This window comes from Rhodoglobus sp. GW821-FHT12B09, assembly GCF_058809925.1.
Map to the genome: position 1 here is coordinate 703,119 of NZ_JBXATB010000001.1, position 21,774 is coordinate 724,892.

Annotated in this window: 22 protein-coding genes and 1 tRNA gene; 20 read left to right on the forward strand and 3 right to left on the reverse strand. The window is 69.7% G+C overall.

Translation table 11 applies throughout. The features are described from left to right. Nucleotides 1–10: 10 nt before the first annotated feature. The 3 genes from fmt to rpe are packed head-to-tail and all read left to right on the forward strand — an operon-like array spanning nucleotide 11 to nucleotide 2,936. Nucleotides 11–934, forward strand: coding sequence for a methionyl-tRNA formyltransferase (gene fmt / locus AC1RTC_RS03510; RefSeq protein WP_493154066.1), 924 nt, complete (start codon nucleotides 11–13; stop codon nucleotides 932–934). Beyond that, nucleotides 931–2,286: an RsmB/NOP family class I SAM-dependent RNA methyltransferase gene (locus AC1RTC_RS03515; protein ID WP_493154067.1), complete on the forward strand. Its 1,356-nt coding sequence runs from the start codon at nucleotides 931–933 to the stop codon at nucleotides 2,284–2,286. The genes fmt and AC1RTC_RS03515 overlap by 4 nt, the downstream gene beginning before the upstream one ends. Then, a complete protein-coding gene (rpe, locus tag AC1RTC_RS03520; RefSeq protein WP_493154068.1) occupies nucleotides 2,286–2,936 on the forward strand; it encodes a ribulose-phosphate 3-epimerase in 651 nt (216 codons plus the stop codon). The genes AC1RTC_RS03515 and rpe overlap by 1 nt, the downstream gene beginning before the upstream one ends. Here the strand turns inward: rpe and AC1RTC_RS03525 are convergent. Continuing rightward, nucleotides 2,933–3,418, reverse strand: coding sequence for a nucleoside deaminase (locus tag AC1RTC_RS03525; RefSeq protein WP_493154069.1), 486 nt, complete (start codon nucleotides 3,416–3,418; stop codon nucleotides 2,933–2,935). The two genes, rpe and AC1RTC_RS03525, sit on opposite strands and share 4 nt — an antisense overlap. Nucleotides 3,419–3,452: 34 nt before the next feature. Between AC1RTC_RS03525 and AC1RTC_RS03530 the strand changes: the two genes are divergently transcribed. The 16 genes from AC1RTC_RS03530 to AC1RTC_RS03605 all read left to right on the forward strand — a co-directional run bounded on the left by AC1RTC_RS03530 (nucleotide 3,453) and on the right by AC1RTC_RS03605 (nucleotide 20,269). Continuing rightward, nucleotides 3,453–3,827, forward strand: coding sequence for an FKBP-type peptidyl-prolyl cis-trans isomerase (locus AC1RTC_RS03530; RefSeq protein ID WP_493154070.1), 375 nt, complete (start codon nucleotides 3,453–3,455; stop codon nucleotides 3,825–3,827). A 107-nt stretch (nucleotides 3,828–3,934) separates the two neighbouring features. Then, complete coding sequence (locus tag AC1RTC_RS03535; RefSeq protein WP_493154071.1) at nucleotides 3,935–4,198, forward strand: phosphoribosyl-ATP diphosphatase; 264 nt, start codon at nucleotides 3,935–3,937, stop codon at nucleotides 4,196–4,198. A 35-nt stretch (nucleotides 4,199–4,233) separates the two neighbouring features. Beyond that, nucleotides 4,234–5,073, forward strand: coding sequence for an ATP phosphoribosyltransferase (gene hisG, locus AC1RTC_RS03540; protein ID WP_493154072.1), 840 nt, complete (start codon nucleotides 4,234–4,236; stop codon nucleotides 5,071–5,073). Then, nucleotides 5,070–5,822, forward strand: a complete 753-nt coding sequence (gene hisF / locus AC1RTC_RS03545) for an imidazole glycerol phosphate synthase subunit HisF (protein ID WP_493154073.1) — start codon at nucleotides 5,070–5,072, stop codon at nucleotides 5,820–5,822. Before hisG ends, hisF begins: the two co-directional genes overlap by 4 nt. Beyond that, complete coding sequence (hisI, locus tag AC1RTC_RS03550; protein ID WP_493154074.1) at nucleotides 5,819–6,169, forward strand: phosphoribosyl-AMP cyclohydrolase; 351 nt, start codon at nucleotides 5,819–5,821, stop codon at nucleotides 6,167–6,169. Before hisF ends, hisI begins: the two co-directional genes overlap by 4 nt. Beyond that, nucleotides 6,162–7,685: an anthranilate synthase component I gene (locus AC1RTC_RS03555; RefSeq protein ID WP_493154075.1), complete on the forward strand. Its 1,524-nt coding sequence runs from the start codon at nucleotides 6,162–6,164 to the stop codon at nucleotides 7,683–7,685. Before hisI ends, AC1RTC_RS03555 begins: the two co-directional genes overlap by 8 nt. Next, nucleotides 7,682–8,248, forward strand: coding sequence for a Trp biosynthesis-associated membrane protein (locus tag AC1RTC_RS03560; protein WP_493154076.1), 567 nt, complete (start codon nucleotides 7,682–7,684; stop codon nucleotides 8,246–8,248). Before AC1RTC_RS03555 ends, AC1RTC_RS03560 begins: the two co-directional genes overlap by 4 nt. A gap of 36 nt (nucleotides 8,249–8,284) precedes the next feature. Further along, on the forward strand, nucleotides 8,285–8,524 hold the full coding sequence (locus tag AC1RTC_RS03565; RefSeq protein ID WP_493154077.1) for a DUF6704 family protein: 240 nt from the start codon (nucleotides 8,285–8,287) through the stop codon (nucleotides 8,522–8,524). Between the two features lies 1 nt (nucleotide 8,525). Next, a complete protein-coding gene (trpC, locus tag AC1RTC_RS03570) occupies nucleotides 8,526–9,305 on the forward strand; it encodes an indole-3-glycerol phosphate synthase TrpC (protein ID WP_493154078.1) in 780 nt (259 codons plus the stop codon). Then, nucleotides 9,298–10,539: a tryptophan synthase subunit beta gene (gene trpB, locus AC1RTC_RS03575; RefSeq protein WP_493154079.1), complete on the forward strand. Its 1,242-nt coding sequence runs from the start codon at nucleotides 9,298–9,300 to the stop codon at nucleotides 10,537–10,539. The genes trpC and trpB overlap by 8 nt, the downstream gene beginning before the upstream one ends. Further along, nucleotides 10,536–11,333 (forward strand): tryptophan synthase subunit alpha, encoded by a 798-nt coding sequence (trpA, locus tag AC1RTC_RS03580; RefSeq protein WP_493154080.1) that lies wholly within the window; start codon nucleotides 10,536–10,538, stop codon nucleotides 11,331–11,333. Before trpB ends, trpA begins: the two co-directional genes overlap by 4 nt. A gap of 32 nt (nucleotides 11,334–11,365) precedes the next feature. Further along, nucleotides 11,366–12,466, forward strand: a complete 1,101-nt coding sequence (lgt, locus tag AC1RTC_RS03585) for a prolipoprotein diacylglyceryl transferase (RefSeq protein ID WP_493154277.1) — start codon at nucleotides 11,366–11,368, stop codon at nucleotides 12,464–12,466. 72 nt (nucleotides 12,467–12,538) lie between these two features. Next, complete coding sequence (gltB, locus tag AC1RTC_RS03590; RefSeq protein ID WP_493154081.1) at nucleotides 12,539–17,113, forward strand: glutamate synthase large subunit; 4,575 nt, start codon at nucleotides 12,539–12,541, stop codon at nucleotides 17,111–17,113. Beyond that, entirely contained in the window at nucleotides 17,106–18,563 is a 1,458-nt protein-coding gene (locus AC1RTC_RS03595; RefSeq protein WP_493154082.1) for a glutamate synthase subunit beta, read from the forward strand. Before gltB ends, AC1RTC_RS03595 begins: the two co-directional genes overlap by 8 nt. Before the next feature lie 54 nt (nucleotides 18,564–18,617). Further along, on the forward strand, nucleotides 18,618–20,060 hold the full coding sequence (gene pyk, locus AC1RTC_RS03600) for a pyruvate kinase (protein WP_493154083.1): 1,443 nt from the start codon (nucleotides 18,618–18,620) through the stop codon (nucleotides 20,058–20,060). 2 nt (nucleotides 20,061–20,062) lie between these two features. Beyond that, nucleotides 20,063–20,269 (forward strand): DUF1653 domain-containing protein, encoded by a 207-nt coding sequence (locus AC1RTC_RS03605; RefSeq protein ID WP_493154278.1) that lies wholly within the window; start codon nucleotides 20,063–20,065, stop codon nucleotides 20,267–20,269. Here AC1RTC_RS03605 and AC1RTC_RS03610 read toward each other — a convergent pair. Beyond that, a complete protein-coding gene (locus AC1RTC_RS03610) occupies nucleotides 20,266–21,018 on the reverse strand; it encodes a hypothetical protein (protein ID WP_493154084.1) in 753 nt (250 codons plus the stop codon). The genes AC1RTC_RS03605 and AC1RTC_RS03610 overlap by 4 nt on opposite strands. A 24-nt stretch (nucleotides 21,019–21,042) precedes the next feature. Next, nucleotides 21,043–21,125, reverse strand: a tRNA-Leu gene (locus AC1RTC_RS03615). Between the two features lie 38 nt (nucleotides 21,126–21,163). Between AC1RTC_RS03615 and AC1RTC_RS03620 the strand changes: the two genes are divergently transcribed. Further along, nucleotides 21,164–21,769: an ANTAR domain-containing response regulator gene (locus AC1RTC_RS03620; protein WP_493154085.1), complete on the forward strand. Its 606-nt coding sequence runs from the start codon at nucleotides 21,164–21,166 to the stop codon at nucleotides 21,767–21,769. The last annotated feature ends 5 nt before the right edge of the window (nucleotides 21,770–21,774 follow it).

Consider the following 21,774-nt stretch of genomic DNA (forward strand, 5'->3'; position numbering starts at 1 on the left):
AATGGATGCGATGTCATCCCTTCCGCTTCGCCTCGTCTTCGCCGGCAGCCCGTCCGCCGCTGTTCCCAGTCTCGCCACGCTCGCCGAGTCCCGCCACGAGATAGCGGGCGTTGTGACCCGTGAGGACTCGCCCCAGGGGCGGCGCGGTGTGCTCACGCCCACGCCCGTTGCTGACGAGGCGGCGAGCCGCGGCATCCCGGTGATCAAGGCCAACCGCCTTGCGGGCGACGCCACCGAGCGGGTGAAGGACCTTGCGCCTGATCTCGGCGTGATCGTCGCCTACGGCGGCCTCGTGCGCGAGCCGCTGCTCTCGGCCCCGAGGCTCGGCTGGATCAACCTGCACTTCTCGCTCCTGCCGCGCTGGCGCGGCGCGGCCCCTGTCCAGCGCGCGATCATCGCGGGTGACGACGTGACAGGCGCGACAGTCTTCCAGCTCGTGCCCGAGCTCGATGCCGGGGATGTCTACGGCCGGATGACCGAGCCGATCGGCGCGCACCAGACCGCAGGCCGGCTCCTCGAGGCGCTCTCGGTGGGCGGCGCCGAGCTGCTCCTGCGCGTCGTCGACGCGCTGGCGGACGGCACGGCCCGCGCCGAGGCCCAGGTGGGCGATGTGACACTTGCGCCGAAGCTCACCCTCGAGGACGGCCTCATCGACTGGACGCGGTCCGCGCAGGCCGTCCACGACCTCATCCGCGGGGTCACTCCCGAGCCCGGCGCGTTCACCACGGTGGACGGGGCGCGGCTCAAAGTGCTCGAGGCGTCGATCGCACGGGACGTGCCGCGGTTGGAGCCCGGCAGTTTCGCCCTTGCCGGCAAGGCGGTGCTGGTCGGCACCGGGTCTGAGCCGATCGAGTTGCTGGTCGTGCATCCCGCCGGGCGCAAGGCCATGGACGCGGCGTCCTGGTGGCGCGGCCGGGCCCAGGTGCAGGCATGAGCGCACAGCCGGCCCGTCGCATCGCGCTCGACGTGATCATGGCGGTCCGCGACTCGGACGCGTACGCCAACCTGCTGCTGCCCGTGCGGCTCGGCCGTGCGAAGCTCTCGGAGGCGGACGCGGGCCTCGCGACGGAGCTCACCTACGGGACGCTGCGCATGCAGGGCTACTACGACCGCATCATCGCCCTGGCCGCCGGCCGCGACGTGGACAAGATCGACCCGCCCATCCTCGACGTGCTCCGGCTCGCGTGCCATCAGCTGCTCTCCATGCGGGTCGCCCAGCACGCGGCGGTGGACGAGTCCGTCGAGCTCGCGAAGACCGTCGGATCGAACTCCGCCGTCGGGTTCGTGAACGGCGTGCTCAGGACGATCACGCGCACCGACGCGGACACCTGGCGCTCCCGCGTGCTCGCGGAAGCCGGCTCGGGGGAGGAGAGACTCGCGATCGAGTACTCCCACCCGCTATGGGTGGCGCGCGCGTTCCGGCAGGTTCTCACCGCGGAGGGCAGGGAGGCCGAGCTCGAGGCGCTGCTCGCGGCGGACAACGTCGCGCCGCGCGTATCGATAGCCGCCCTGCCGGGGGAGTCGACGATCGAGGAGCTGGACGCGCATCCGGCGGAGTTCTCGCCCGTGGGCGCGATCCTCGACGGCGGCGACCCGCTGAAGCTCGGGCCGGTGCGAGAGGGCCGGGCACGAGTGCAGGACGAGGGCTCGCAGCTCGCGGCGCTCGCGCTCAGCCGCGCGCGCCCGATCATCCCGGGGGAGCAGTGGCTCGACCTGTGCGCCGGCCCCGGCGGCAAGGCCGCCCTTCTCGCGGCCGAGGCGCGCGGGGGAGGTGCCATTCTCACGGCCAACGAGCTCGTGCCGGCCCGTGCCGAACTGGTCCGCAAGGCCTTGGCGGTGTTCGAGGCGCCGCCCGAGGTGTGGGAGCTGGACGGCACGACGATCGGCGGGCTGTACCCGGAGGCGTTCGACCGCATCCTGCTCGACGCGCCCTGCACCGGTCTGGGCGCGCTGCGCCGCCGGCCGGAGGCGCGCTGGCGCAAGCAGCCGAGCGATGTCGCCGGGCTCGGCACGCTGCAGGCGAAGCTCCTGGCCTCGGCGATCGCCGCGCTCAAGCCGGGCGGAGTCCTCGCCTACGTCACCTGCTCGCCGCACGCCGCCGAGACGAAGTCGATAGTCGCCTCCGTGCTGCGGAAGACATCCGGGGTCGAGCGCCTCGACACGCCCGGGGTGCTCCAGTCGATCGTGAACGAGCCCCTCGACCTCCCCGAGGCGAGCCACGTGCAGCTCTGGCCGCACCGCCACGGCACGGACGCCATGTTCATCCAGCTGCTGGCTAAGGTCTAATGGTGCGCATCAACCCGAGTATCCTCGCCGCGGACTTCGTCAACCTCGAGCGGGACATCGCGAGCATCTCGACGGCAGACCTCGTGCATGTGGACGTCATGGACAACCACTTCGTGCCGAACCTCACGTTCGGCCCACAGATGGTCGGTCGCATCCAGGACGTCTCGTCGATCCCGCTGGACGTGCACCTGATGATCGACGACCCCGACCGCTGGGCCCCCGGGTACGCCGAACTCGGCGCGTTCTCGGTGACGTTCCACGCCGAGGCGGCGACGGATGCCGTGGCGCTCGCTCGGCGCCTGCGCGAGATCGGGGCCCGCGCCGGAATCGCGCTCAAGCCCGGCACCCCGGTGGAGCCCTACCTCGAACTGCTCCCGGAGTTCGACCAGGTGCTCGTCATGACTGTCGAGCCCGGGTTCGGCGGGCAGAGCTTCATCGAGGCGGTGATGCCCAAGCTCGTGGCGCTCAAGGCCGCGCGGGGCGACCGGGACGTGTGGCTGCAGGTCGACGGGGGCGTCGACGAGAACACCATCGGCATTGCGGCCGAGGCCGGCGCGGACACCTTCGTGGCGGGCTCAGCCGTGTTCAAGGGCGACCCCGCCACGCAGATCGCCGCCCTGCGCGAGCGCGCGGCGGGCCACGCGCACTAGTCCCAGAAGCCTGCGTGAACCTCGCGCGCGCCGGCGATGTCGTACGGCCCGCGCACCGCGGTGGGGTGACCGCCCCGGGCGAAGACCTCGCGCGCGGGCATCCCGAGACTGAACTCGGCGGAGCCGTCCGGCAGCAGATCGATGAGCTCGTCGCCGCCGAGCGCGAACACCACGGTGCCGATGCCCGACCAGAAGATGGCCCCGCTGCACATGGCGCACGGCTCGGTGCTCGTGTAGAGCACGCTCGTCGCGAGTTCGGCGGGGGAGAGCTCCGCCGCGGCGCGCCGGACGAGGTTCGTCTCGGCGTGGCCGGTCGGGTCGCCCGTCGTGACCACGCTGTTCTCCGCGGTGACGACGCGGCCGTCGGATGCCACGACCAGCGCGCCGAACGGGTGGTTGCCGTGCTCCCGCGCCAGGCGGGCCAGCCCGACGGCCTCGGCGAGGTGTTCGCGGTCGGCGTTCTCGGGGGAGACTGCGCTCACGGTCGGGCCCTTCCTTCTCTGCTTGGATAGGAGCATGACAGATTCACCCAAGACCAAGCCCGAAGTCGAGTTCTACGAGGGCCCCGAGCCCACCGATCTCGTGATCATCGACATCGAGGAGGGGACCGGGGCCGAGGCCAAGCCGGGCGCCACCGTCGACGTGCACTACCTCGGCGTCGACTTCGAGACCGGCGAGGAGTTCGACTCCAGCTGGAGCCGCGGCCAGTCCATCCAGTTCCCGCTCTCCGGCCTCATCAAGGGCTGGCAGGAGGGCATCCCCGGCATGAAGGTCGGCGGCCGCCGCCAGCTCATCTGCCCGCCGCACCTCGCGTACGGCCCCGCCGGTGGCGGACACCGCCTCTCCGGCCGCACCCTCACCTTCGTCATCGACCTGCTCGGCACCAACTAGCCCGTCGATCGAAAACGCAGGAGATTCTTCGGAAGCGCGCCGTTCGGCGCGCTCCGGGGCTCCTCGCGGGGGAATCTCCTGCGTTTTCAGCCGATACGCTTGACCACGTGAAAACCTTCGACGAGCTGTTCGCTGAGCTGAGCGAGAAGGCAGTGTCGCGCCCGGAGGGCTCCGGCACGGTGGCCGAGCTCGACGCCGGCGTGCACGCGATCGGCAAGAAGATCGTCGAAGAGGCCGCAGAGGTCTGGATGGCCGCCGAGTACCAGACCGACGAGGAGACGGCTGCCGAGATCTCGCAGCTCGTCTACCACCTGCAGGTGCTCATGGTCGCGAAGGGGCTCACCCCTTCGGATGTCTGGCGACATCTATAACTGTCGCCCCCATCCACTTCGACCAGAGGAAGACCATGCTGAGAATCGCAGTTCCTAACAAGGGATCGCTGAGCGAGACCGCGTCCGAGATGCTTCTCGAGGCGGGATACACGGGCCGCCGTGATCCGCGCGCCCTGAGTGTGCGCGACGAGCGCAACGACGTCGAGTTCTTCTACCTGCGCCCGCGCGATATCGCGACGTACGTGGGCTCCGGGGCCCTCGACGTGGGGATCACCGGCCGCGACCTGCTTCTCGACTCCCGCAGCCCCGCGAGCGAGATCGCGAGCCTCGACTTCGGGGCCTCGACCTTCCGCTTCGCCGGGCCTCCCGGGGCCTTCGCCGACCTCGCGGCCCTCGCGGGCAAGCGGGTGGCGACGAGCTACCCGGCCCTGGTCGGCGACTTCCTCGCCCGCAACGGCGTGCAGGTGCAGATCGTCTCGCTCGACGGCGCCGTCGAGTCGGCCGTCAAGCTCGGCGTCGCGGATGCCGTGGCCGATGTCGTCTCCACCGGCTCGACCCTGCGCGCGCAGGGTCTGGAGATCTTCGGTCCCGTCATCCTGGACTCCACCGCCGTTCTCATCAGCACCAAGGCCGACCTTCCCGGCATCACGGTGCTGCAGCGGCGCCTGCAGGGCGTGCTCGTGGCCCGGCAGTACGTGCTCGTCGACTACGACGTGCCGCTCGCGCTCCTCGAGGCGGCCACGCGCATCACCCCCGGCATCGAGAGCCCGACAGTGTCGCCGCTGCACGATCCCGAGTGGGTAGCCGTGCGGGCGATGGTGCCGCGGGCGGACACGAACCACATCATGGACGAGCTGTACCAGGTCGGCGCCCGCGCGATCCTGGTGAGCGCTATCCACGCCGCACGGATATGACCGTCGCCGTCAGGGTCATCCCGTGCCTCGACGTGTCTGCGGGGCGCGTCGTGAAGGGCGTCAACTTCCTGAACCTGCGGGATGCCGGTGACCCTGTCGAGCTCGCGCGCAAGTACTACGAGCAGGGCGCGGACGAGATCACGTTCCTCGATGTGACGGCCACCGTGGACGACCGCGCGACGATGTACGACGTCGTGCGCGCGACCGCCGAGCAGGTGTTCATCCCGCTCACGGTCGGCGGCGGCGTCCGCAGCGCGGACGACGTGGCACGGCTGCAGGCCAACGGCGCGGACAAGATCGGGGTGAACAGCGCCGCGATCGCGCGCCCTGCGCTGCTGGACGAGATCGCCGACCGATTCGGGGCGCAGGCTCTCGTGCTGTCGCTCGACGTCAAGCGAAGCGCCGGCCGGTACGTCATGACGACCCACGGCGGGCGAACCGAGACGGATATCGACGCGCTCGAGTGGGCGCGCGAGGCCATCGAGCGCGGCGCGGGCGAGCTGCTCGTGAACTCGATCGACGCCGACGGCACGAAGCAGGGCTTCGACCTCGACCTGATCACCGCGATGCGCGAGATCAGCAGTGTCCCGGTGATCGCCAGTGGCGGAGCGGGATCCGTGGGGGACTTCGCCCCCGCCATCGCGGCTGGAGCGGACGCGGTGCTCGCGGCATCCGTGTTCCACAACGGCGAACTGACGGTGGGCGACGTGAAGCACGCGCTCGACGAGGCTGGATGGGTAGTGCGATGACAGACGATGTGATCGAGCGCGTGACGTTCGACTCCGACGGGCTGCTGCCCGCGATCATCCAGCAGTGGGACACGAAGGAGGTCCTCATGCTCGGCTACATGAACGCGGAGGCACTCAGGCGCACTCTCACCGAGGGCCGGGTGACCTTCTGGAGCCGCAGCCGCCAGGAGTTCTGGCGCAAGGGCGACACGAGCGGCAACATCCAGCTCGTCCGCGGTGCCGCGCTCGACTGCGACGGCGATACGATCCTCGTCACCGTGGACCAGCACGGGCCCGCGTGCCACACCGGCGCGCACGCGTGCTTCGACGTGGACCCGCTCGAGCCGGTGGTGATCGACAATGCATAACTCGACCACCGCCGCTGACTTCACCGCCCGGCTCGAGGCCGGCCACCGGGTCATCCCGGTCATCCGCGAGCTCTTCGCCGACGGCGAGACGCCCGTCGGCGTGTACCGCAAGCTCGCCCAGGGCAAGCCGGGCACCTTCTTGCTCGAGTCCGCGGAGCAGGGCGGCATCTGGTCCCGATTCTCGTTCGTGGGCGTTTCGAGCTTCGGCGTGCTGACCCAGGTCGACGATCGGGCGACCTGGCTCGACTACGGGCTGCCGGTCGAGCGCGCGCTCGGCGAGTCGCACCCGACCGGTCCGCTGGACGCCGTGGCGCACCTCTACGAGCGCTGGAGCACCCCGCACGTGCCGGGCCACCCGCCGCTCACCGGCGGCCTCGTCGGGTTCATCGGCTGGGAGGCGATCCGCCAGCTCGAGCGGCTGCCGCACGTCCCGCCAGCCGACTTCAGCGTTCCCGGGCAGGCCCTGAGCTTCGTCTCCGAGCTCGTGGTCCTCGACCACCGGTACGGCACCGTGCTCCTCATCGCCGCGGCCCTCAACGACGGGTCCGACGGCCGCGACGCGCTGTGGGGGGATGCCCAGCGCCGGCTCGACGCGATGCAGCAGGCCATCGCCAAGCCGAACGAGGCATGGCTCGCCGAGGTCGACCTCACGATCGCGCCGACACCGATCCCGCGCACCCAGCCGGCGGAGTACCACGACGCGATCGAGCGCTCGAAGAAGTACATCGTCGACGGCGACGTGTTCCAGGTCGTCGTCTCGCAGCGCTTCGACCATGAGGTGACCGCCGACCCGATCGACATCTACCGGGTCCTGCGAACGCTCAATCCCTCGCCGTACATGTACCTCCTGACGCTCGTCGATACCGCGGGGGAGTCGTACTCCATCGTCGGCTCGAGCCCGGAGGCCCTCGTCAAGGTCTCCGACCAGCGCGTGTACATGCACCCGATCGCCGGCTCGCGCCCCCGCGGCGACACGCCCGAGCGCGACCTCGAGCTCGCGGAGGAGCTCCTCGCGGACACGAAGGAGCAGGCCGAGCACCTGATGCTCGTCGACCTCGCCCGGAACGACCTGCTCAAGGTCTGCACGCCCGGCACCGTCGAGGTCACCGAGTTCATGCAGGTGGAGCGGTTCAGCCACATCATGCACCTCGTCTCGTCTGTCGAGGGCGACCTCAACGCCGACGCGAGCTCGGTCGACGTGTTCCGGGCGACCTTCCCGGCGGGCACGCTCTCGGGGGCGCCCAAGCCGCGCGCGCTGGAGATCATCGACGAGCTGGAGCCGGCGCAGCGCGGCGTGTACGGCGGAGTGGTCGGGTACTTCGACTTCGCGGGCGACGCCGACCTCGCGATCGCCATCCGCACGGCCACGATCGTGGGCGGCCTCGCCCGGGTTCAGGCCGGCGCCGGCCTGGTGGCGGACTCCGACCCCGCTGCCGAGCACCAGGAGTCGCAGAACAAGGCAGCAGCGCCCCTGCGCGCTGTCGCCGTGGCGAACGCCATGCGGAGGGTGCTGTGAAGCCCGGACGGCTCCGGCTCGTGATCGTCCTGGGCGGCATCCTCGTCGCGGGCCTCGCCCTACTGTCGTGGACGCAGACGTGGTTCGACCTCGTGCTCGAGGGCGGCCAGGCGCTGCCCGTGGCCGGGCAGGCCGCGGCGCCGGCACTCTCCGCCCTCGGCCTCGCGTCGCTCGCGCTGCTCGGCGCGCTGTCGATCGCCGGCCGCGGGGTTCGGGTCGCGCTGGGCATCCTCGAGACCGCGATCGGCGTGCTCGTCGTGCTGGTCGCCGCGGGCGCCCTCGGGGACCCGGTGTCGGCATCCGCGAGCACGATCACGGCCACAACTGCGGTGGGCGGCCCTGAGTCGATCGCCGCGCTCGTCACGGGGGTCGCCGTGAGCATCTGGCCCGCCGTCGGTGTTGCCGCCGGTGTGCTCACCGCCCTCGTCGGGGCAGCTGTCCTCGCCACCGGCCATCGCTGGCCCGGCCCCACCACGAAGTACGAGGCGGTTCCGGCTGACGACACCGGCACGCCGATCGGCGCATGGGACAGCCTGAGCGACGGCTCCGACCCGACCCGCTAGAATTTCACCAGTACCCCACGAAATGGAGCCCGTTCGATGAGCCAGATCCACGCTGATTCCGACCCCGGCCACGGGAACTCGCCAGCCGCCTGGACCGCAGTCATCATCATGCTTGTCGCGTTCGCGATCGGCACCCTCGCCTTCTGGTTCAACATCGCCTGGCTCGTCTTCGCCTCCGCCGGCCTCGTTGTCGTCGGCGCCCTCGTGGGCTTCGTTCTCGGCAAGCTCGGCTACGGCGTCGGCGGAGCACGGCTCCAGCCCAAGGTGCACAGCTAGGGTGCTCACCGACCTCGTAGCCGGAGCAGTCGCGGACGCTTCGGAGCGTCGCGCTGCTCGTAGTTTTGCCGACGTCGAGTCGGCCGCTCTCGCCCGGGAGCCCGCGCTCGATGTGCTCGCCGCGCTCGCACCCCGTGACCGAGTGCACATCATCGCCGAGATCAAGCGGGCGAGCCCCTCGCGCGGCGCGCTTGCGGAGATCGCGGATCCGGCCGCGCTGGCGTCCGCGTACCAACTCGGCGGCGCCTCGGCGATCAGCGTGCTGACGGAGGGACGGCGCTTCGGCGGGTCACTGGCCGATCTCGAGGCCGTTCGGGACGCGGCATCCGTGCCGGTGCTCCGCAAGGACTTCATCGCAGACCCCTACCAGGTCTTCGAGGCGCGCGCCGCCGGAGCGGACCTCGTGCTGCTCATCGTCGCGGCGCTCGAGCAGTCGAAGCTCGAGGAGCTCGCGCTTCTCATCAACCAGCTCGGCATGACCCCGCTCGTCGAGACCCACAGCGCGGACGAGGTGGAGCGCGCGCTCGACCTCGGTGCCGACGTCATCGGGGTCAATGCCCGTGACCTCAGCACTTTCGAGCTCGACCAGGACCTCTTCGGCAGGCTCGCGGACCAGATCCCCAGCGGGGTCATCCGTGTCGCCGAGTCGGCGGTGAAGACACCCGCGGACGTCGCGCACTACCGCAGTGCCGGCGCCGATGTCGTACTCGTGGGCGAGGCCCTCGTGACCAATGGAGACCCCGTGACCACCCTTCGTGAATTCATCGGCGCCGATGCTTAGGGACGAGCTCGGCCCGTACTTCGGCGAGTACGGCGGCCGCTTCGTTCCCGAGTCGCTCATCGCGGCCCTCGACGAGCTCGACGCGGCCTACACCGCGGCCAAGACCGACCCCGTGTTCCAGGCCGAGCTCGCCCAGCTCCACGCCACGTACACCGGCCGCCCGAGCATCATCACGGAGGTGCCGCGCTTCGCCGAGCACGCCGGCGGTGCCCGGATCATCCTCAAGCGCGAGGACCTCAACCACACCGGCTCGCACAAGATCAACAACGTGCTGGGCCAGGCCCTCCTCGCGAAGCGCCTCGGCAAGTCGCGGCTCATCGCTGAGACCGGTGCCGGCCAGCACGGCGTCGCGACCGCGACGGCTGCGGCGCTCATGGGCATGGAGTGCGTGGTCTACATGGGCGAGGTCGACACCGAGCGCCAAGCCCTCAACGTCGCGCGGATGCGCCTCCTGGGCGCGACGGTCATCCCGGTGACCACGGGCTCCCGCACGCTCAAAGACGCCATCAACGACGCACTGCGCGACTGGGTGGCCAATGTGGGCAACACCCACTACCTCCTCGGCACTGTCGCGGGCCCGCACCCGTTCCCCGTCATGGTGCGCGACTTCCACAAGATCATCGGCGAGGAGGCGCGCCGCCAGGTGCTCGACCTCACCGGCCGCCTGCCCGACGCCGTCACGGCGTGCGTTGGCGGCGGCAGCAACGCGATGGGCATCTTCCACGCGTTCCTCGATGACCCGGATGTCGCGCTCTACGGCTATGAGGCGGCGGGCGAGGGCCACCTCACCGAGCGGCACGCCGCGACCATCACGCGCGGACGGCCGGGAGTGCTCCATGGCGCGCGCTCGTACATGCTGCAGGACGACGACGGCCAGACCGTCGAGTCGCACTCGATCTCCGCGGGCCTCGACTACCCGGGCGTCGGGCCGGAGCACGCGTGGCTCAACGACATCGGCCGTGCGAGCTACCTGCCGATCACCGACGACGAGGCCATGCAGGCGCTGCGGCTCCTGAGCCGCACCGAGGGCATCATCCCCGCCATCGAGTCTGCGCACGCCCTCGCGGGCACGATCAAGCTCGGCACGGAGCTCGGCCCGGAGGCGATCATCCTCGTCAACCTGAGCGGCCGCGGTGACAAGGACATGGAGACCGCCGGCAAGTACTTCGACATCCTCGACACGGCGGCACTCGTCGCCGAGGACGCCGAGCCGATCGAGAGCCCCGAGCGATGAGCCCCGCGGAAGGCGTCATCGCCGCGCGCAAGGCCGCCGGGTCCGGGGCGCTCGTCGGCTACCTGCCGGTCGGCTTCCCCGACCTGCAGACCAGCATCGACGCCGCGGTGGCGCTCGTCGAGAACGGCGTGGACATCATCGAGCTGGGCCTGCCCTACTCGGATCCGGTCATGGACGGCCCCGTCATCCAGAAGGCCACTCAGACCGCCCTTGCCAACGGCTTCAAGCTCGGCCACGGCTTCGAGGCCGTCGCGGCCATCACCGCGCGCGTCGACGCCCCCGTCCTCGTGATGACCTACTGGAACCCCGTGCTCCAGTACGGCGTCGACCGATTCGCCGACGACCTCCTCGCCGCGGGCGGTGCCGGGCTGATCACGCCCGACCTCGTGGCGGACGAGGCCTCGGAATGGCTCGCCGCCTCCGACCGCACCGATCTCGACCGAGTCTTCCTCGCTGCTCCCTCGTCGACTGACGCCCGCCTGCGCCAGGCTGTCGATAGGAGCCGCGGCTTCGTCTACGCCGTCTCCACGATGGGCATCACCGGGGCACGTGCGGACGTCGACCAGGCGGCGCGCTCGCTCATCGGCCGGCTCCGGGATGCGGGTGCCACGAGCGCCTGCGTCGGGGTCGGTATCTCCACCGGCGACCAGGTGCGCGAGGTGCTCGGCTACGCGGACGGCGCCATCGTCGGATCCGCCCTCGTCTCCGCCCTGGCCGACGGGGGAGTGCCCGCCGTGGCCCGCGCTGCAAAGGCCCTCGCAGCGGGTACAGTTGCCCGTGGCCTTTTCAGCTAATACAGGCTCCTCGCTCTAGAAAGGTGACCGGCGTGCCGCTCCTGCCGCTCAGCATCCCCAGCCCGCCCATCGACTGGCAGATCCCGTGGTCGATCCCGATCGGCTGGCTGCACGCGGTCCTGCCGTTCGTCGGTGAGGACCAGGTCATCCAGATCCACACCTATGCGCTGTGCATCCTGGTCGGCATCATTGCCGCGACCGTCATGGTCAACCAGCGGCTGAAGGCGCGCGGCGCCGAGCCCGGCATCGTGCTCGACGTCATCATCTGGGCTATCCCGCTGGGCCTCATCGGCGCGCGGGCGTACCACGTGCTCACGCACCCCGGTGACTACTTCTACGACGGTGCCGACCCGTTCAACATCAGCAAGCCCGGCAATGTCTTCGCCATCTGGGAGGGCGGCAACGCGATCTTCGGCTCCCTGATCGGCGGAGCCGTCGGCGCCTGGATCGGCTGCCGCGTCACGGGCCTGCGCTTCTGGACGTTCGCCGACGCTCTCGCGCCCGCGATACTCCTCGCCCAGGCCCTCGGCCGCCTCGGCAACTACTTCAACCACGAGCTCTTCGGCCTGCCGACCGACCTGCCGTGGGGGCTCGAGATCGAGAAGTCCAACCCCGCGTTCCCGGTCGGACTCGCAGAGGGCACGCTGTTCCACCCCACCTTCCTCTACGAGATGATCTGGAACGTCGTCGGCATCGTCTTCCTGCTGACGATGGAGCGGCAGTACCGCTTCGTGAAGAAGACCGTCCTCGGCCTGACGCTCCCGGTTCCGGTGGGCGACGCGGTTCCGCGCCTGCAGTGGGGCAAGGTGTGGGCGCTGTACATGATCTGGTACGGAATCGGCCGTGCGTGGTTCGAGTCGATCCGCATCGACCCGAGCGAGGTCTTCTTCGGGATCCGCACGAACGTGTGGGGCGCCTTCGCGGCGATCCTGCTCGGTATCATCCTGTTCGCCGTCCAGCGCCGCCGCCACCCCGGGCTCGAGCCCGGGCCGTACGTGCCGGGTCGGGAGTGGAAGCCGGAGGGTGCTGTAGACTCCGGAGAGACCTATTCGGATGCTGACGAACCCGACGACGAAGTCGCCGACGCAGACGAGAAGCTCGCCACAAGCGACTCTGGTAACACGCGCTCCTAATAACCGGGGGCCAGATTCCTTAGGGCCGCCGACGTCCCCCACCGCAAATGCACCAACGTGAGGACGGTTCCCATGGCTCTCACGCCAACTTTCGAGCGCTTCAGCTCAGTTCCGCACGCGACGGGGCTCTACAACCCGCGCAATGAGAAGGACGCCTGTGGCCTCGCCATGGTCGCGACTCTTCGCGGCACGGCGGGCCACGACATCATCGAGACCGCTCTCAACGCGCTGCGCAACCTCGAGCACCGCGGCGCGGTCGGCTCGGACGCGGGCACGGGCGACGGCGCCGGCATCATCACCCAGATCCCGGATGCCTTCCTCAGGGCTGTCGTCGACTTCGAGCTCCCTCCCGTGGGCCGCTACGCGGTCGGGATGTCCTTCCTGCCCACCGACGCTGCTGAGCGCGAGGCCCTCAAGCAGGGAATCGCCGAGCTTGCCGCCGAAGAGAGCCTGGCCGTTCTCGGCTGGCGCGAGGTGCCCGTCGAGGCGAGCCACCTCGGCAACCTGGCGCGCGACGCCATGCCCGCCTTCGAGCAGGTGTTCATCCAGTCGACGAGGGTCGGTGACAAGGGCACCGCGGGCGGCATCGAGCTCGAGCGCCAGGTGTTCCGCCTGCGCAAGCGGGCCGAGCACCAGCTGAACGCGTACTTCCCGTCGCTCTCCGCGCGCACCCTCGTCTACAAGGGCATGGTCACGACCCTCCAGCTGGAGCCGTTCTACCCCGACCTGTCCGACGAGCGCTTCACCTCGAAGCTCGCTCTCGTGCACTCGCGGTACTCCACGAACACCTTCCCGTCGTGGCCGCTCGCCCAGCCGTTCCGCATGATCGCGCACAACGGCGAGATCAACACCGTGCAGGGCAACCGCAACTGGATGCGCGCCCGGCAGTCGCAGCTCGAGAGTGATGTGCTCGGCGACATCCGCTCGATCCTGCCCATCAACACACCCGGGGCGAGCGACTCCGCGTCGTTCGACGAGGTCGTGGAGCTGCTCAACCTCGCGGGCCGCTCGCTGCCGCACGCGATGATGATGATGGTGCCCGAGGCCTACGAGAACCAGACCGACGTCGACCCGGCGCGCCGCGCGTTCTACGAGTACCACTCGATGCTCATGGAGCCGTGGGACGGCCCCGCCGCGCTCGTCTTCACCGACGGCTCGCTCGTCGGCGCGACGCTCGACCGCAACGGGCTGCGTCCCGGCCGCTACCTCGTCACCGACGAGGGCCTCGTGGTGCTCGCGAGCGAGATCGGCGTGCTCGACATCGAGCCGAGCAAGGTCGTGCGCAAGGGCCGCTTGCGCCCCGGCAAGATGTTCCTCGTCGACACGGCAGAGGGCCGCATCATCGAGGACGACGAGGTCAAGGCCGAGCTCGCGGCCTCCGAGCCGTGGGGGGAGTGGCTCGAGCAGGGCCGCATCGCCCTCAAGGACCTCCCCGAGCGCGAGCACATCGTGCACACGCCCGCCTCCGTCACGCGCCGCCAGCGCACCTTCGGCTACACCGAGGAGGAGGTGCGCATCCTGGTGATGCCGATGGCGCGGTTCGCCGCCGAGCCGCTCGGCGCGATGGGGTCCGACACGCCCATCGCCGTCCTCTCCGACCGGCCGCGGCTGCTGTTCGACTACTTCACTCAGCAGTTCGCCCAGGTGACCAACCCACCGCTCGACTCCATCCGCGAAGAGGTCGTCACCTCGATGAGGTCGGGCCTCGGCCCTGAGCGCAACCTCCTCACCGCGACCCCCGAGCACGCCAAGCAGATCGCGCTCGACTTCCCGGTGATCGACAACGACGAGCTCGCGAAGATCCAGCACTTCGAAACCGCGAGCGGCCGTCGGCCCACGGTCACCCTCAAGGGCCTGTACCGCGTCGACAAGGGCCCGAAGGCCATGGAGAAGCGCCTCGCGAAGATGTGCGCGGAGGTCGACGAGGCTATAGCGAACGGCGCGCAGTTCATCGTGCTCTCCGACCGCGACTCGAACAAGGACCTGGCTCCCATCCCGTCGCTGCTCATGCTCGCCGCAGTGCACCACCACCTGATCCGCGAAGAGAACCGGATGAAGGTCGGCATCATCGTCGAGGCGGGCGATGTGCGCGAGGTGCACCACGTAGCGCTGCTCGTCGGCTACGGCGCGTCGGCGATCAACCCGTACCTCGCGATGGAGACGGCGGAGGAGCTCGTCCGCAGCGGAATGATCCAGGGGCTCACCCCCGAGAAGGCCGTCAAGAACCTCATCAAGGCCCTCGGCAAGGGCGTGCTGAAGATCATGTCCAAGATGGGCATCTCCGTGGTGGGCTCCTACGCCGCGGCCCAGGCCTTCGAGGCTGTCGGGCTCAACCAGGAGTTCGTCGACCAGTACTTCACCGGCACGTCGAGCCTGCTCGGCGGCGTCGGCATCGACGTCATCGCGGCCGAGAGCGCGGCCCGTCACGCGGCCGCGTACCCGGAGGACGGCTCCGTCATCGCGCACGAGCGCCTCGCCACCGGCGGCGAGTACCAGTGGCGCCGCGAGGGGCCGCCCCACCTGTTCAACCCCGAGACGGTGTTCAAGCTCCAGCACGCGACCCGGTCGCGCCGCTACGACATCTTCCGCGATTACACGAAGCTGGTCGACGAGCAGGCCGAGAACCTCATGACCCTGCGCGGCCTGTTCAAGATCAAGGACAGCCACCGTCCGGCGGTGCCGATCGACGAGGTCGAGTCGGTCGAGTCGATCGTCAAGCGGTTCAACACCGGCGCGATGAGCTACGGCTCGATCAGCCAGGAGGCGCACGAGACTCTGGCGATCGCGATGAACCACCTCGGCGGCCGTTCCAACACGGGTGAGGGCGGCGAGGATGTCGCGCGCCTCCTCGACCCGGAGCGCCGCAGTGCGATCAAGCAGGTCGCCTCCGGTCGATTCGGTGTGACGAGCATGTACCTCACGCACGCCACCGACATCCAGATCAAGATGGCGCAGGGCGCGAAGCCCGGCGAGGGCGGCCAGCTGCCCGCGGCGAAGGTCTACCCGTGGATCGCGCGCACCCGCCACAGCACCGCCGGCGTCGGGCTGATCTCGCCGCCCCCGCACCACGACATCTACTCGATCGAAGACCTCAAGCAGCTGATCTTCGACGTGAAGCGCGCGAACCCGAAGGCACGGGTGCACGTGAAGCTCGTGAGCCAGTCGGGCATCGGCGCGGTCGCGGCGGGCGTGACGAAGGCGCTCGCGGACGTCGTGCTGGTCTCCGGCCACGACGGCGGCACCGGCTCGAGCCCCCTCAACTCGCTCAAGCACGCGGGCACACCGTGGGAGATCGGCCTCGCCGAGACCCAGCAGACCCTCATGCTCAACGGCATGCGCGACCGCGTGGTCGTGCAGGTCGACGGGCAGATGAAGACGGGCCGCGATGTCATCATCGGCGCGCTGCTCGGCGCGGAGGAGTACGGCTTCGCCACCGCCCCGCTCGTCGTGAGCGGGTGCATCCTGATGCGCGTCTGCCACCTCGACACCTGCCCGGTCGGCGTCGCGACCCAGAACCCCGAGTTGCGCGCGCGCTTCACCGGCAAGCCGGAGTTCGTCGTCAACTTCTTCGAGTTCCTCGCGCAGGAGGTGCGCGAGTACCTCTCGGAGCTGGGCTTCCGCTCTCTCGAGGAGCTCATCGGCCACAGTGAGCTGCTCGACGTCGACCGCGCTGTCGAGCACTGGAAGGCCGACGGCCTCGACCTGACCCCGATCTTCGTGGGCCCGGAGTTCGACGACGACGAGCCGCGCACCAACCGCGTGCCGCAGGACCACGAGCTCGAGAAGCACTTCGACCAGCAGCTGATCCGCCTGAGCAGCGCCGCACTCGAGAACGGCACGCCCGTCGTGATCGAGCTCCCGGTGCGCAACACGGAGCGCGCGGTCGGCACCATGCTCGGCCACGAGGTCACCGTGCGCCACGGCGAGAACGGCCTGCCCACGGGCACGATCGAGGTGCGCCTCACCGGAACGGCCGGACAGTCGTTCGGCGCGTTCATGCCGGCCGGCATCCGACTGCGGCTTGAGGGCGACAGCAACGACTATGTGGGCAAGGGCCTCTGCGGCGGCGAGATCGTCATCCGCCCGCACCGCAACAGCGTGTTCCCGGCGGAGCGCAACGTCATCGCCGGCAACGTCATCGGCTACGGTGCGACCCAGGGCAGCATGTTCCTGCGCGGCATCGTGGGCGAGCGGTTCCTGGTGCGCAACTCCGGGGCGACCGCGGTCGTGGAGGGCGTGGGCGACCACGCGCTCGAGTACATGACCGGCGGACTCGCCGTCATCCTCGGCGGCACCGGGCGCAACCTCGGCGCAGGCATGTCGGGCGGAACCGCCTACATCCACGACCTGCGTCCCGAGCGCGTGAACGCCGAGTCCCTGGCGACCGGCGAGCTCGAGCTGCTGCCCCTCGGCAGTGCCGACGTGGAGATCCTCACCGACCTGCTCACCCGGCACCGGGACGAGACCGACTCGGTGGTGGCGGCGAAGATGCTCGAGAACCTGGATGACACGATCGCGCACTTCACGAAGGTGCTGCCGCGCGACTACGCGGCCGTGCTGCAGACGCGGCAGACGGCCATCGACGAAGGACTTGACCCGGATGGCGACATCACCTGGGCACGCATCATGGAGGTAACCGGTGGCTGACCCGAAGGGCTTCCTCAAGGTACAAGAGCGCGAGACTCCTGCTCGACGCCCCGTCGCCCTGCGGCTCATGGACTGGAAAGAGGTCTACGAGCAGCAGGACTCCTCGGAGCTCAAGCGCCAGGCTGGCCGCTGCATGGACTGCGGCATCCCGTTCTGCCACCAGGGCTGTCCGCTCGGCAACCTGATCCCCGAGTGGAACGATCTCATGTGGCGCGGCGAGGGCGCACAGGCCATCGAGCGCCTGCACGCGACCAACAACTTCCCCGAGTTCACCGGACGCCTGTGCCCGGCACCGTGCGAGTCGAGCTGCGTGCTCGGCATCAACCAGCCGGCCGTGACGATCAAGCAGGTCGAGGTCTCGATCATCGACCAGGCGTTCGCGAACGGGCTCGTCACGCCGCACCCGCCGGAGCGCCTCACCGGCAAGACCGTGGCCGTGGTCGGGTCCGGCCCCGCGGGACTCGCGGCGGCCCAGCAGCTCACGCGCGCGGGCCACACCGTGGCGGTATTCGAGCGGGATGACCGCATCGGCGGCCTGCTGCGGTACGGCATCCCGGACTTCAAGATGGAGAAGAAGCACATCGAGGCCCGTATCGCGCAGATGCAGGCCGAGGGCACGCGCTTCCGTGCCGGCGTCGAGATCGGCGTGGACATCTCCTGGAGCGACCTCAAGGCGCGCTACGACGCCGTGGTCATCGCGACGGGTGCCATGGTGCCGCGCGACCTGCCGATCCCCGGCCGCGACCTCCTCGGCGTGCACTTCGCCATGGAGTACCTCGTGCAGCAGAACAAGGCGGGCGCCGGCGACCTCGTCCCCGAGCAGATCAGCGCGGAGGGCAAGCACGTCGTCGTGCTCGGCGGCGGCGACACGGGGGCCGACTGCATCGGCACCGCGCACCGCCAGTCGGCGCTCTCGGTGACCAACCTCGCGATCGGCGTCCAGCCGCCGACCGAGCGCCCCGAGCACCAGCCGTGGCCGATGGCCCCGACTCTGTTCGAAGTGTCGAGCGCTCACGAGGAGGGCGGCGAGCGGGTCTACCTGGCGTCGACCGTCGAGTTCCTCTCCAACGAGGCGGGCGAGGTGCGGGCGATCCGCGTCGCCGAGACCGAGTACATCGATGGCCGCCGCGTGCCGAAGTCGGGCACCGAGCGCGAGATCCCCGCCGACCTGGTGCTGCTGGCACTCGGCTTCACCGGTCCGGAGTCGCAGACGATCGAGGCGCAGCTCCCGGTCCCCTTCGACGCCAAGGGCAACATCGAGCGCGACGGCGACTACCAGACGAGCGAGTCGGGCGTGTTCGTCGCGGGCGACGCCGGTCGCGGCCAGTCGCTCATCGTGTGGGCCATCGCCGAGGGGCGCGCTGCGGCATCCGCCGTGGATCGCTACCTTGAGGGGGAGACGCAGCTGCCGTTCCCCGTGCGTCCCACCGATCACGCGATCTCACTCTGATCCATTCCACCACCACCACCACCACCACAGCAGTACCCACCACAGAAGGAAGTCATGAGACGAGCTAAAATCGTCGCGACACTCGGCCCAGCAACGTCGAGTTACGAGAACATCAGGGCGATCATCGATGCAGGTGTCGACGTCGCACGCATGAACCTCAGCCACGGCTCGTACGCCGTGCACGAGGAGGTCTACGCGAATGTGCGCAAGGCCGCCGAGGACTCGGGCCGCGCAGTCGCCGTCATGGTCGACCTCCAGGGCCCGAAGATCCGACTCGGCAAGTTCGAGGCCGGCCCTTACGACCTCGCGGTCGGCGACATCTTCAAGATCACCACCGAGGACGTCCTAGGCACCCGGGAGCTCTCGGGCACGACGTTCAAGGGGCTTCCGGACGATGTGTCGCCCGGCGACTTCCTTCTGATCGACGACGGCAAGGTCAAGGTCAAGGTCACCTCGGTAGACGGGCCGGTCGTCACGACCGAGGTCATCGTCGCGGGCGCGGTCTCCAACAACAAGGGCATCAACCTGCCCGGCGTCGCGGTCAACGTGCCCGCGCTCTCCGAGAAGGACGAGGACGACCTGCGCTGGGGCCTCAAGCTCGGCGCCGACCTCATCGCGCTCTCGTTCGTGCGCAACGCCGACGACATCGTGCGCGTGCACGAGATCATGGCGGAGGAGGGCCGCAGGGTCCCCGTCATCGCCAAGATCGAGAAGCCGCAGGCCGTCGACCACCTCGAGGCGATCATCGACGCGTTCGACGCCATCATGGTCGCTCGCGGCGACCTCGGCGTGGAGCTGCCCCTCGAGGCCGTCCCCATCGTGCAGAAGCGCACGGTCGAGCTCGCCCGCCGCATGGCCAAGCCGGTGATCGTGGCCACGCAGATGCTCGAGTCGATGATCTCGTCGCCTGTCCCGACCCGCGCAGAGACCTCGGACGTCGCCAACGCCATCCTCGACGGAGCTGACGCGGTCATGCTCTCCGGCGAGACCAGCGTCGGCGAGTATCCGGTCATCACGGTCCAGACGATGGCGCGCATCGTCGCGTCCACCGAGGACCACGGCCTCGAGCGCATTCCCCCGCTCGGCACCAAGCCGCGCACGCAGGGCGGTGCGATCACCCTCGCCGCCGCCGAGGTCGCGGACTTCGTCGACGCGAAGTACGTCTGCGTCTTCACCGAGTCGGGAGATTCGGCTCGCCGGATGTCGCGGCTGCGCTTCCGCGTTCCCATGAAGGCGTTCACCCCCGACCCCGCGATCCGCCGCCGCATGGCCCTGATCTGGGGCATCGAGTCGTTCGTCGTGGAGCGCGTCACCCACACCGACGCGATGTACCGCCAGGTCGACGAGGTGCTCCTCGCCGAGGGGCTCGCCGAGGTCGGCGACAAGGTCGTCGTGATCTCCGGTTCCCCTCCCGGCATCTCCGGCTCGACCAACGACCTCCGCGTGCACATCGTCGGCGACGCCGTCAACGCGGCGGCCCCGGTCTGGGAGGAGTAGTCCTGGAGCCCGCTCCCGGCCGGTACCGCCACTTCAAGGGTGCGGTCTACGTGGTCGTGGGCGTCGCGCGCCATAGCGAGACCGAGGAGCCGTTCGTGGTGTACCGCCGCGACGGCTCCTCGGAGCTGTGGGTACGGCCGGTGGCGATGTGGGGCGAGCGCGTCGTGCGCGACGGCTATGACGGGCCGCGGTTCGCTGCGGTCGACTAGAGGGAGACCAGTAGCTCCACGTCGGGGTACTGCGCGCCGATGGCTTCCGCCGTGGCCTTCTCCTCCGCAGTACCGACCGTGACCGTGAGCGACTGCACGCCGTCCGCGAGTGCGGCGCGCACCGCGAGGGGGAGCACGCGGCCCGAGATCGCCTGCCAGAGGCGGATGGCGTTGTCTGGCTGGGCGGGGCCCTCGCCCGCGATGGTGAAGTTCCCGTCGGCGGTGGCGACGGAGACGGCCTTGCCGTCCAGGGCGCCCCCGGCACCGGTGTACGCGGCCATGAGCTCTGCCGGGGCATCCCGCAGGCCGGCCTGGCTGCCCACCGTGGCCTGCACGCCGGGCGTGTAGCCGGGGGAGGGCTCGAGAGGCTGGTAGCCGATTGTCGCGCCGACGAGGAGCGGGGCATCCCGCAGCTGGTTGATCGTGGCGAGGTTCACGCCCTCGTCATCGAGAGAGAAGCCCCACGCGTTGCCCACGATCAGGTTGATCTCGGGGGAGGCGATGCCCTGGCTGTCGGCGCGCTCCCGCAGCGTCTCGGCGAGTGAGGCGAGGTCGCCGGCGCTGATCGAGCCGTCGACCGCGAGGTGCGCGACGAGGCCGTCTGCACCTGCGGGCCGGGCGTCAACGGATGCGACGAACTCCAGGGTGCTCGCCCACACGCCGAACTCGTGGGCCTTCTCGTCAGGCGATGAGCAGCCCGCGAGGGCGGCCAAGGCCAGGAGCGCGACGGCGAGGCGAACGATCTTCATGACACGCCCCCTCGCCGAAAGCTGTGCCGGATGCGGGACTTGAACCCGCACGCCCTTTCGAGCAAAGCATTTTGAGTGCCCCGCGTCTGCCATTCCGCCAATCCGGCGCACAACCACCGTGGAAAGAATACCGTAGGCTTTCCCCGTGACTGATCAGGATGCTGCTCCCTCCGCCCCTCGCAGGGTCGTCGTTGCCGAGGACGAGTCGCTCATCCGCATGGACATCGTCGAGATCCTGCGCGACAACGGCTTCGAGGTCGTCGGCGAGGCCGGCGACGGCGAGACCGCCGTGGCACTCGCGACCGAGCTGCGCCCCGACCTCGTGATCATGGATGTGAAGATGCCCCAGCTCGACGGCATCTCCGCCGCGGAGCGCCTGAGCAAGAACCACATCGCGCCCGTCGTGCTCCTCACCGCGTTCAGCCAGAAGGAGCTCGTGGAGCGGGCCTCCGAGGCGGGCGCCCTCGCCTACGTCGTCAAGCCGTTCACGCCGAGCGACCTGCTGCCGGCCATCGAGATCGCTCTCAGCCGCTACACCCAGATCATCACCCTCGAGGCCGAGGTCGCCGATCTGGTGGAGCGCTTCGAGACCCGCAAGCTCGTGGACCGGGCCAAGGGCCTCCTCAACGAGAAGATGGGCCTCACCGAGCCCGAGGCGTTCCGCTGGATCCAGAAGGCCTCCATGGACCGCCGGCTCACCATGCACGACGTCGCCCAGGCGATCATCGAGCAGCTCAGCGCGAAGAAGTAGGCAGC